10 protein-coding genes and 1 pseudogene are annotated in these 10,480 nt (G+C 65.3%); 8 read left to right on the forward strand and 3 right to left on the reverse strand.

Annotated features, from left to right (window positions below; all coding sequences use genetic code 11):
* The 3 genes from A8G08_RS12185 to A8G08_RS12195 all read left to right on the forward strand — a co-directional run.
* Positions 1–722: ABC transporter substrate-binding protein (locus A8G08_RS12185; protein ID WP_169823299.1), on the forward strand; the 722-nt coding region annotated here is incomplete at its 5' end.
* Between the two features lie 80 nt (positions 723–802).
* Positions 803–1,510 carry an ABC transporter ATP-binding protein gene (locus A8G08_RS12190; protein WP_068274125.1) on the forward strand — a complete coding sequence of 236 codons (708 nt, stop codon included), beginning with the start codon at positions 803–805 and terminating at the stop codon, positions 1,508–1,510.
* Positions 1,510–4,251: a branched-chain amino acid ABC transporter permease/ATP-binding protein gene (locus A8G08_RS12195; RefSeq protein ID WP_084436131.1), complete on the forward strand. Its 2,742-nt coding sequence runs from the start codon at positions 1,510–1,512 to the stop codon at positions 4,249–4,251. The genes A8G08_RS12190 and A8G08_RS12195 overlap by 1 nt, the downstream gene beginning before the upstream one ends.
* A 512-nt stretch (positions 4,252–4,763) precedes the next feature.
* Here A8G08_RS12195 and A8G08_RS12200 read toward each other — a convergent pair.
* Entirely contained in the window at positions 4,764–5,501 is a 738-nt protein-coding gene (locus A8G08_RS12200) for an alpha/beta fold hydrolase (protein WP_084436132.1), read from the reverse strand.
* Between the two features lie 141 nt (positions 5,502–5,642).
* Between A8G08_RS12200 and A8G08_RS12205 the strand changes: the two genes are divergently transcribed.
* The 3 genes and pseudogenes from A8G08_RS12205 (at position 5,643) to A8G08_RS28480 (ending at position 7,926) form a co-directional block, all read left to right on the forward strand.
* On the forward strand, positions 5,643–6,269 hold the full coding sequence (locus A8G08_RS12205) for a TetR/AcrR family transcriptional regulator (protein ID WP_068274130.1): 627 nt from the start codon (positions 5,643–5,645) through the stop codon (positions 6,267–6,269).
* A 34-nt stretch (positions 6,270–6,303) separates the two neighbouring features.
* On the forward strand, positions 6,304–7,236 hold the full coding sequence (locus A8G08_RS12210) for an NAD(P)H-dependent flavin oxidoreductase (protein ID WP_245672795.1): 933 nt from the start codon (positions 6,304–6,306) through the stop codon (positions 7,234–7,236).
* 62 nt (positions 7,237–7,298) lie between these two features.
* Positions 7,299–7,926: pseudogene (locus tag A8G08_RS28480) on the forward strand (TIGR03085 family metal-binding protein).
* Positions 7,927–7,942: 16 nt separating this feature from the next.
* Here A8G08_RS28480 and A8G08_RS27135 read toward each other — a convergent pair.
* The gene (locus A8G08_RS27135; protein WP_157108533.1) at positions 7,943–8,116 is read right to left on the reverse strand and encodes a cupin domain-containing protein; all 174 of its coding nucleotides are present in this window, start codon (positions 8,114–8,116) and stop codon (positions 7,943–7,945) included.
* A 247-nt stretch (positions 8,117–8,363) separates the two neighbouring features.
* Between A8G08_RS27135 and A8G08_RS27140 the strand changes: the two genes are divergently transcribed.
* Complete coding sequence (locus A8G08_RS27140) at positions 8,364–8,642, forward strand: hypothetical protein (RefSeq protein ID WP_157108534.1); 279 nt, start codon at positions 8,364–8,366, stop codon at positions 8,640–8,642.
* A gap of 257 nt (positions 8,643–8,899) precedes the next feature.
* Here the strand turns inward: A8G08_RS27140 and A8G08_RS12225 are convergent, their stop codons facing one another.
* Positions 8,900–9,826, reverse strand: a complete 927-nt coding sequence (locus A8G08_RS12225; RefSeq protein ID WP_222844262.1) for an acyl-CoA thioesterase domain-containing protein — start codon at positions 9,824–9,826, stop codon at positions 8,900–8,902.
* Between the two features lie 201 nt (positions 9,827–10,027).
* On the opposite strand from A8G08_RS12225, the gene A8G08_RS12230 reads away from it, so the two are divergent.
* Positions 10,028–10,480: AMP-binding protein (locus A8G08_RS12230; protein WP_157108535.1), on the forward strand; the 453-nt coding region annotated here is incomplete at its 3' end.

Here is a 10,480-nt window from a genome sequence, read left to right on the forward strand (position 1 = left end):
CCATCTCGTTCGCGGGCCTCGGTGCACATGCCGTGACGGACGGCTGCAAGTCCATCGCCAGTGTCCTCTACGACGTGCCGACCGCCGAGAAGGCCGCCACGCTGATCCAGGCCGGTGCCGCGAAGGCGGGCGGGCCGGCACCCAAGCACATCAAGGTGCCCACCTCGACCACCGACTTCAGCAGCGTCGCCAAGTCCGCCGGTGAGAGCGACTGCGCCATCGTCGGCCTGCCGAACGATCAGGTCGCGGCCCTTGCTGCGGCGGGTGCCAGCATCGGGGTCGACACGAAGTACTACGCATTGGCCGGTGCGCTGAACGACACCGTCCTTTCAGATACCGGTACCGCTCTCGAGGGTGCGCAATCGGCGGTCAACTTCGTCGTCGCGTCCAACCCCGCATGGGATTCGGCCAAGGCCGCACGCGACGACGTGGACTGGACCGGGGTTTACAACCAGAACACCTGGGCCGGCTACCAGGTGCTCGCGAACGTCGTCGGCAAGGATGCGCCGACCGTCGACGCCGCGGCCGTGACGACCGCACTGAGCACCGCAAGCAACGTCGATACCGGCCTCACAGCGCCGATCGATTTCACGGTGGAGTTCCCCGTACCGGGGCTCAATCGCGTCTTCAACAGCGAAGTGGTCTTCGTCGAGGCCAAGGACGGCGAGGTCGTCCAGAACGGCGACTTCCAAGACCTGACACCGCTTTTCACCACGGGCTGATGCTCGAAGGGCCCTGTCGCAACCGATCCCGTAGCGGCAGGGCCCTGTTTCGATTCACCACCACAGGAAGTCCCCGGAAGATGGCGACCACGACCACCACCACGAATGCGATCGAGATGACCGCCGTAACCGCCGGTTACGGCGGAACACCGGCAATCCACGACATCGACCTGCACGTCCGCCCGGGCGAGATTGCTGCCCTGCTCGGCGCCAACGGAGCGGGCAAGACCACCACTTTGCTCACGCTCGCTGGTGGTTTGGCGCCGATGCACGGAACAGTCGCGATGTACGGCGATCGGCGACGACGCAGCTTGGACTACCGCGCCCGCCACGGGCTCGGCTATCTCCTCGAAGGCCGGTGCGTGTTCATGCAACTCACCGGCTGGGAGAACCTCGCGGTCGGTCGCGGTTCCGCCGCGGCAGCGCTGGAGTTCTTTCCGGAACTCGAACCGCACCTGAGCAAACGCGCCGGATTGCTGTCCGGCGGGCAGCAGCAGATGCTCGCGCTCGGTCGCATCCTCGCGGCCAAACCGCGGGTAGTGCTGGCCGACGAACTCTCGCTGGGGCTGGCCCCGCTCGTCGTCGAGCGGCTGCTGACCGCGTTGCGTGCCGCCGCCGACTCCGGCGTGAGCGTCGTCCTTGTCGAACAGCACTTCCGGCATGCCCTCGCGATCTGTGACAAGGCGTACGTGCTTCGCCGCGGACGCATCGTATTGAGCGGGTCCGGCGCAGAGCTTGCGGACTCCGCTGATGAGTTGGCTCGGCACTACCTGACAGGTGAGAAGTGATGGATGCCCTGACCTATGCCCTACTGGGACTCGGTACCGGCGGGATCAACGCGATCCTCGCGATGGGACTCGTCCTGGTGTACCGAGGCTCGGGCGTCATCAACTTCGCGCAAGGTGGTTTCGCGTTGCTCGGCGCCTTCGTGATCGTGGAGCTCCGCCGCGACCATGACATGAGTTTCGCACCGGCACTTGCTATCGCCATCGTCGTCGTCGCCGCGGTTGCCGTCCTCGTGCACGTGCTCGTCATGCGCCCGCTGCGATCGGCCAGCCCGCTCGCCCGAGTAATTGCGACGCTCGGTGTACTCACAATCGTCACTCAGGTCGTGTTGCTCCGATACACCGCGAAGCAGGTGAGCCTTCCCGCTCCCGTGCCATCGGGGGCAGTCCACCTCACCGACGACATCATCGTGGGACGTCAGAACTTCTATGTCGCCGCGATAGCCGCCGTCATCGCCGTGGTGCTCGCACTAATCAGCTCTCGGACCAGAATCGGCCGAGGCGTTTCCGCGGCGGCCGAGAATCCGCGTGCCGCAGCGGCGTTGGGCTGGTCGCCCAATATTTTGGCGTGCCTCACCTGGGGTCTCGGCGGTGTGGTCGCCGCGATCGCGGGGGGGCTGTTCCCGGCCACCTCGACCGGATTCGTGTCGGTGACCCAGATGAGCGTGCTGATCACCGGCGCGCTCGCCACCGCTCTTCTTGCGCAATTCAAGTCCTTCACGCTCGCGCTCGCGGGCGGGCTTCTCGTCGGTGTCACGCAATCGCTGGCCACGCACTACATCGACCAGACCGGCGTCGCCGACGCGGTTCCGTTCCTGTTCATCGTCGTGGTGCTGGCCGTGCGCGGGCGCGGCCTGCCGGTGCGTGGCACGATCACGGACCGCCTGCCGCGTGTCGGTACCGGCGCGACCCACCCATTCGCGATGCTCGCGATCGGCGTGGTCGCGGCGATTTTCGTCCGATTTGCGTTGCCGGAAAACTGGTATCCCTCGGTCATCGTGTCGCTGACCTTCGCGATCGTGGGCTTGTCGGTGGTCGTGCTGACCGGCTACACCGGTCAGCTCTCGCTGGCCCAATTCGCGCTCGGCGGCGCCGGCGCGTACGCCGCGGGCAGGCTCGCTGCTGCGCAGGACTGGCCGTTCGAGGCCGCTTTGCCCGCCGGCATTGTCGTCGCGATGCTGGTCGGAGTCCTGTTCGGACTACCCGCGCTGCGTACGCGGGGCGTCAATCTGGCCGTTGTGACGTTCGGCCTCGGCTTCGCGTTGCATCAGGTGCTATTCAGCAACAGCTCGCTGACAGGCGGCGAGTTTCAGACCCGGATATCGGATCTGAGTCTCTTCGGGGTGCCAATCGACCCGATCCTGCACGCGGACAACTTCAGCGTGGTCTGTGTCGTCGCGTTCGTCCTCGCGGCGATCATGGTGGCGAACGTCCGCCGCAGTCGCACCGGTCGACGGCTGCTCGCGGTGCGAACGAACGAGCGTGCCGCAGCAAGCCTCGGCGTCAATGTCTTTCAGGCCAAGCTGTACGCCTTCACGCTCTCGGCCGGCATCGCGGGCCTCGGCGGCGTGTTGTACGGGTTCAGCTATCCGACCATTCTTTTCCAGCAGTTGTTCCCACCGGATGCGTCGATCAACGCGTTGGTCATGACCGTGATCGGTGGCGTCGGTTTCGTCTGCGGCCCGCTGCTTGGTTCGCTGCTGGCACCGGGTGGAGTCGCGGAACTGTTCTTCGGCGGAACCACGTCCAACGCCGACTCGCAGTTCGCGAAATACCTGCCACTGATCACCGGGGTGGTCCTGCTGCTCACGCTGATCGGCAGTCAGAACGGGTTGATCGAGCGTGTGTACGCCGGTGTCGGCATGGTCCGTCGACGCGGCCGGCGAACAAGTCCGGGCCGGACCGTGGCACCGACTCGTGAACGCGTGCAGAAGGTTCCGGAGGTCCACCTCCAGGTGACCGGACTGACCCAGAAATTCGGATCATTCGCAGCCCTGACCGACGTGTCGCTCGAGGTACGCGCAGGTGAAGTCGTCGGACTGCTTGGACCGAACGGGGCCGGCAAAACGACACTGATCGACGCCATCACCGGCTACACCCGGGTATCCGCGGGGACCGTGACGCTGGGTTCGGACGACATCACGAAATGGCCGGCGCACAAGCGGTCCCGCGCTGGACTGACCAGATCCTTTCAGTCCCTGGAACTCTTCGACGACATCACCGTTCGCGAAAACCTGCTCGCCGCCGCCGATCGGCGCGCTGGCATCGATCTGGTCACCGACCTCATCCACCCCGGCCGCTCGGTCGTTTCCGACACCGTGGCGGCCGCGATCGAGGAACTCGACCTCGGCAACGTGCTGGAACGCCGGCCCGAAGAACTGTCCTACGGACAGCGGCGACTGGTCGCCATCGCCCGCGCCGTCGCCGGGCGGCCGTCGGTCCTACTGCTCGACGAACCTGCCGCGGGGCTCGACGAATCGGAGAGCGCCGAACTGGGTCGGCTGATCCGGCGACTCGCGACCGAATGGGGAATAGGCGTGTTGCTCATCGAACACGATGTGCCGATGGTCCTCGCGACCGCCGACCGCGTGATCGTGCTCGACTTCGGGAAGTCGATCGCGAGCGGTACGCCGGCCGAGATCGAATCCGATCCCATCGTGCGGGCCGCCTACCTGGGTGAACACGACGACGCGACAGTCGACGACGAGATGATCGAGGATTCCCCTGAACCCGCAATGCGGTGACATCCCGCGAAGATGTACGCGATGCATGTGCCGGCACGGTCGCCCGGAACACGTCGAAATTCGATTCCAAACCTCATCCTTACCGCAGGTCCGAGTCGGCGACGATGAGCTCATTCGCGTCATGTACACCTCAGGAACCGAGTCGCGTCCGACGCGCACGATGCACTCGAGTTGAACGCTGATGTGGCAGTACACGATCTGCATCATGTACGGAGGCATTGCCGAGACCGATGCCGAAGCTCCAACAGGTCGAGTCCCAAGCGTCGGGACTGTCAGTGAGCGCATTCAGAGGGTCGCGTGGATCCTCGGAAAGAGCAATTATCCTGCGTGAATTCGCCGCCGCGCGCGCACCTGGGGACCATTTGGGGACCACGAAGCCGGCCAACCAAAACCGCTGCAATACAACGCAAGCAACCGTGCCTCACCTGAATATCGAGCGCCTTGGACGCTGCTTCCACGCTCCCGGCAGTGAGGGTCGCGATCGCGAAGAAGAACCGCCGCGCTACGAGCGGCTAGTGCGCAGCCGCGGTCGCACGCGGATTGAGCAAGGCCCCGAGGAGTGCTTCCGGCGCCGAGTAGAAGGGTGAGTGGTCGCCGTCGATGAGCACCAACCTGGCTTCCATCCGGTGGGCAAGCTCGATCTGAAACGCGAGCGGCATCGCCTTGTCGTCGCGTGCGGCGATATAGGTCTTCGGGATGCCGCGAAACGCCGCACCCAGGGTTAGCGGCGTGATCAGTGGCAACATCGGTTCGGGCGACAGATGGGCGAGAGCGTACTCGATATCGGATTGATTGCACGATTCATAGAACGCTTCGACGGCGCACTCCTTGTTGAGGACTGCCGTCTGGTCGGGGCCTGGCGTGAACGACCCGTCCCGAAGTAGCACGCTCTCGGGACCTGCCTCGAGCATCGTCGACGAGCCGCTGTCACCATCACGCGGAGTCACTGCGCAGACATAGACGAGCTCGGCCACCTTGTCCGCGTGGGCCTCTGCGTATTGGTTGACGGTGGTCGCGCCGATGCTGTGCGCAACGAGCACGGGTCGCTCCGGCGCGGTGTCGACGACTCCATCGAGTGCGGCAACCCAATCACCGAGCGTGACCGTTGCAGCGAGATGCGCCGTGTCGCCCCGACCGGGCAGCTCGACCGTGGCCACCCAATGACCATGCTCACGCAATCGACGCGTCGTATCCGACCAACACCAGGCACCGTGAAAGCCACCGTGCACCAAAACGAATGCGGTCAACATTGACTCCTCGGTGAATCTGGGGACTGCGCGGCGATCATGCTTACTTTCTCGCCAGACAGCAAATATGCACGATGAGAAGGTCCGCCACAAGAGCCCTCGAACGTTCGGACATCCGGCGGGAATGCGTATATCGTGCGGCCGATGAGCGAAGTCAGCCTTCGGCGCACTCAGCGGGAGCGTCGCGCCGACAGTGAGCAGCGCCTGTTGAACGCGACCGCCGAGTTGATCGTCGAACGCGGTTTCGACCAGTTGTCCCTCGTCGCGATCGGGGAACGTGCCGGTTGCAGCCACGCGTTGGTCAACCACCTCTTCGGGACGAAGGCAGCCCTCATCGAGCGGCTAAACGACGCGGTTGACGACCTGTATCGCGCCCGCGTGGACAGGGCGATCGCGGGCAAGGACGGCGCTGCGTGCCTGCTCGCGTTCGTCGGGATCTACCTTCAGTTGGTGACCAGCAGTGACCCACTGGCACGCGTGCACGTCGTGCTCTGCGCGCAGGCCGTGGCAGGCTCACCGGAGCTGCGGGGGTCACGCGCCAAGTGGGACCGACACTTTCGCGACGGCGTCGCCGAGTTGGTCAGATTGGCCTACCGAAAGAAGAGGATCGATGCCTTTTGCACGTCGACTGCCTTCGCCATCGTCGGACTGCTCAGGGGAATAGCGATGCAGCACATGATCGACCCCAAGGCGGTGTCGTTGCGCACCGCGACCGCCCGCGCGTCCGACGCGGTGAACGGGCTACTGGCATCGCTGGACTCGGGCTCGTGAACTTACTTTTCCGATAGAAAGTAAGCTCAGCGGCGTGACCGCTACCTGGGACTCGTTCGTCGCTCGCTTTCGGATTCCGGTGGTGGCCGCTCCGATGACCGCCGTGTCAGGTCTCGAGCTGGCGGACGCGGCGACCCGTGCGGGCATCGGTGGTTCGTTCCCGGTGCACAACGCCGATAGTCCCGCCGAGGTAGCGGACTGGTTGCGTCGATCCGACGAGAACCCCGGACCCGTCATCCCGAATCTGGTGGTCCATCGATCCAACGCGCGCCTCTCAGACGACCTGTCCGTGCTGACCACGCACCAGGTCCCTGCGGTCATCACTAGCGTCGGATCGCCGCACGCGGTCGTCGGGCCGTTGCACGACAGTGGTGTGCTAGTGCTCTCTGACGTGGGGTCCTTGCGGCACGCCGAACGAGCCGTTGCGGCGGGCGCCGACGGCCTGGTGCTGCTCACGGCAGGCGCGGGCGGTCAGACCGGCTGGGCCAACCCGCTCGCCTTCGCCCATGCTGTTCGGCAGATCTGGGGCGGCCCAATGGTTCTCGCGGGCGGGATCGCCGACGGCCGGAGCGTGCTCGCCGCTCTGGTCGCGGGATTCGATTTGGTGTACATGGGCACACCGTTCATCGCAACGACGGAAAGTGCGGCGCCCCAGGGCTGGAAGGAAGCGGTAGTGCGGGCGAGCATCGACGACATCGAATTGACCAGTGCGTTCACCGGTCTGCCGACGAGCATGATTCGCGCGCCCCGGGAGACGTCGTGGGAAACTCCTGCTGGGCAGTTCGACCTGTCCCGCCTCGACAGCACCGGACTGTCGGATGCAGACTCCGGCGCCCGCTACAGCGCAGGGCACAGCGCAACGGGCGTGCAGGAGGTGCTGACCGTCGCGGCGCTCGTCGACAAGGTCGAGCGGGAGTTCCTCGATGCCAAGGCAGAGCTTGCGCAACAACTGTCCGTCGGCAGTTGAGCCAATTCTCCAGGCCGGCTGATCCTGATTGCACGTCGGGCGCGGCGGCAAATCGTCAGCGAATGGCGATAGTGCAACGCGAACGCGACGCGATGGTCGAACTCTTCCGCGAGGTGGGACCTGATGCTCCAACGTTCTGCGAGGGCTGGACGACACGTGACCTGACCTCGCACCTTTTGGTGCGCGAACGCCGCGCCGATGCGATGCTCGGCAGTTTGGACCGCTGGCCCCCTACACCGCGCGTGCAGGAACGGCTGACGACCTCGACGACGTGGAGGACCTCGTCGCAGTATTCGCGGCGGGGCCGCCGGTATTTCCGTCTTCAAGCTTCTCGACCCAGTGGCGAGCATCCATGAGATGTTCGCCCACCATGGAGACGTCCGCCGTGCCCAGACTGGCTGGACGCCAAGGGAACTCGATACCAAGACGGCCACGGCCCTCAAACGGCGCGTCGCTCTGATCAGTAGAGCGCAGATGTCGAAGTCAATGGCTGCGGTACCCGCTCGGGTGACGTTGCGCACGCCCGACGGTCAGCCGGTGACGGCGGTGGGGCACGGCGCGCCCGTCACCGTGACCGGAGAGCCGCTGGAGCTTCTGTTGTTTGCGTTCGGTCGCAACGCCGTTCACGTCGACCTCGTCGGTCAAGACGACGTCGTCAGTGCGGTGCAGCTCGGCAAACGCGGATTTTGATACGGCGTGCGATTGGTTATCGTGCGCGCCGCGCACCGGCGATCATGACGGCCGTCCTCGCGGGCTCCGTTCGGCGGTTGTGCCGACGGTGCAGTGTGCCGTTCTGAATGTTGACATCACCCGCGCGCAACGTGCGTTCGGCGCCGTTGTCGAGGCCGAGCACGACTTCACCGGACAACATGATGTCCATGTCCACGGTTCGCCTGGATGTACGAGGCCACGGCCGCCCAGCGCATGGGCTTTCTGGCCCATCGCGCGCCGTACGGTGTAACCAAGTACCGAAGGCGGCAGGTGAGCCGCCCCGTGCGCAGAGCGCGGCGACCAGTCGGTCGTGTTCCCGACTAGCCATGTGCAGCTGCCTCCAGACGCGATGCGTGTGTGCGGCATCCTCGTCCACGTCACGCTCAGCATGACGCTGGCAGACATGGCTGCGCCCGGTGAGTGGGACGAACCCGGAGGTATTCGACACCACGATTGTGTGGCTCATCGACGGCACGTCGCGCGAGGCCGTGCTGCGTCAGCACGTCGATGAGGCGTGTGACGTAGCCAATCACCACGCCGCGGTCGGCCGTCGTCATCAGGTTGCACAGGTCCGGATGTTCAGTCAGCGCCGACCGAAGCGCATGGCGCCACGTTCGTACGGCGCCCCACCAGTCCGTGTCGGTCGAGAAGTCGAGATCGATGGAGGCAAAGGCTCGCGCGTGCGCCCGCAGTGAGTCCCACAGCGACATCCCCCGCAACGACAGGACGTTCGTCCCGCCGCCACTATTGTTTGTGAACCCGGCAGTGCCATTGCGGCACCACGTATTTCACGAGCCATTGGCACCGGCGAGGCGCGACAACAGGCGAATTCCGCTCCCCTGCAACACCTTCGGGTCACTTGACGGACCAAGCACCCATTGGTGAAGACCGGGTTCCGGATCTACCCGACCGGACTCGTCTGTGCGGAGTGAGTCGGTGCAGTCGTTCACTTTTACGGCTGCGGCATCGCGCCCGGTGCGCGACGGCCGCTCGCTTCTCCGGTGGTGTGCTCTGCGGTGAGCGTCTGCGCTTCTGCTCGCTCGTGCGCGGAGTAGTCGAGGGCGCGTCGGGTGTTGGCCAGAGCTGTGATCGACGCGTTTCCGAGCGGGCCGCATCGGTCGTAGACCTCGACTGCGGCGACGGCCACCCCCTGGTGCTGGACGTGATCGAGGGTCCGCAGCCCGATTTCCATTCCGACCGGGCGTCGGGCAAGGGTGAGGCTGACGTCGGTGTTGATGTATCCGATCCCGGCGCTACCCCAGTTGGCGACCATGCTCGCGGTGTCCGCGAGAGCAGCAACACCCTGGAACGTGCTCATCGGCTCATCGATGATGATCGGGACGGCAGTGTGCCAGGTCTGATGCCGACCCGCGTTCTGGTGATCGCCGAACCGGGCGGACCACGGTTGGTCGCTGCCGATGTAGGGCGGTCGGGGCTCCTCCGATGCGGGAGCGATGGACAGCGGCGGAGGAGCGCCTCTATCGGACGGAGTCCAGATGTCGCCGTCGGGGTTCTCCGAAGGCCGGAGGAACAGCGCGCTGCCACGAGCAGCGACATTCCCGGACTGATGAAGACGCACGTCGATCTGGGTCAGCCTGCTGCTGCTGCGAACCACTTCGGACGCCACCGTCGTGAAGGCGGCTCGGGTGGGTCGGGACAGGTCGACATGGAAACGGGCGGGTACGAAGTGCTCGCGATCCAGCCCCCGCAGCGCGTCCTCCGCGCCGCAGGCGAGCAGTCCACTGACCGAGACGCCGTGTAGGTGCGCCCAGTTCCAGTCGCTATGCGCCAACTCGAGTGGTTCGAACCCCTCGTTCGTGCGCCGAAAATAGGCCTTGATCATGTGGTCGCGTCGTCGTGGCGCCATGGTGGTCGTCAACCTCGATCCAGTGTGAGGGAGTGCGCAGAGGTGAAGACGCCGTCCGAATTGCCCATGGACCCACCCTAGAACGTGTTCTAGGGTGGATACACATCGCCTGGACACTTGTCTAGGCTCATGTCCGCAGATCTTGCGAGTCTGCGCCCGATCGCCCTCGACGGAGGTCGGCCGGCCCGATGACATGACCGCTGAAGGAGCGCAGTGAGCACGACCGAGTTCAACATCGCCCTCACCCACGAGGCGATCAGTGAGGTCTTGGCCGATCGGGAGGCGCTGGTGTGGCGCAACCGGCGGCTCACCTACGCCGAGCTCACCGACCGCAGCCGCCGGCTCGCGACCTACCTGCACCGAGCGGGTCTCGGCGCGCGCAAGGAACGGCACGAGCTGGCCAACCACGAATCCGGCCAGGACCACGTCGCGCTCTATCTCTACAACGGCACCGAGTACGTCGAAGGCATGCTCGGTGCGTTCAAGTCGCGGTGCGTGTCGGTCAACGTGAACTACCGATATGTCGCGGATGAGCTGCGCTACCTGTTCGTCAATGCCGATGCCCGGGCGGTGATCTACCACGCGCGATTCGCGCCGCTGCTGGCCGAGATACGGGACGCGTTGCCGAATCTGCAAGTGTTGCTTCAGGTTGCCGACGACTCGGGC

Origin of the sequence: Aldersonia kunmingensis, from assembly GCF_001646865.1 — a bacterium.
Taxonomy (GTDB): Bacteria; Actinomycetota; Actinomycetes; order Mycobacteriales; family Mycobacteriaceae; genus Aldersonia; species Aldersonia kunmingensis.

Bases quoted from the DNA above. Each gene is read 5' to 3' on its own strand.
- A8G08_RS12190 (WP_068274125.1), top strand. From the start codon at position 803: ATGGCGACCACGACCACCACCACGAATGCGATCGAGATGACCGCCGTA.
- A8G08_RS12195 (WP_084436131.1), top strand. From the start codon at position 1,510: ATGGATGCCCTGACCTATGCCCTACTGGGACTCGGTACCGGCGGGATC.
- A8G08_RS12200 (WP_084436132.1), bottom strand. From the start codon at position 5,501: ATGTTGACCGCATTCGTTTTGGTGCACGGTGGCTTTCACGGTGCCTGG.
- A8G08_RS12205 (WP_068274130.1), top strand. From the start codon at position 5,643: ATGAGCGAAGTCAGCCTTCGGCGCACTCAGCGGGAGCGTCGCGCCGAC.
- A8G08_RS27135 (WP_157108533.1), bottom strand. From the start codon at position 8,116: ATGGACATCATGTTGTCCGGTGAAGTCGTGCTCGGCCTCGACAACGGC.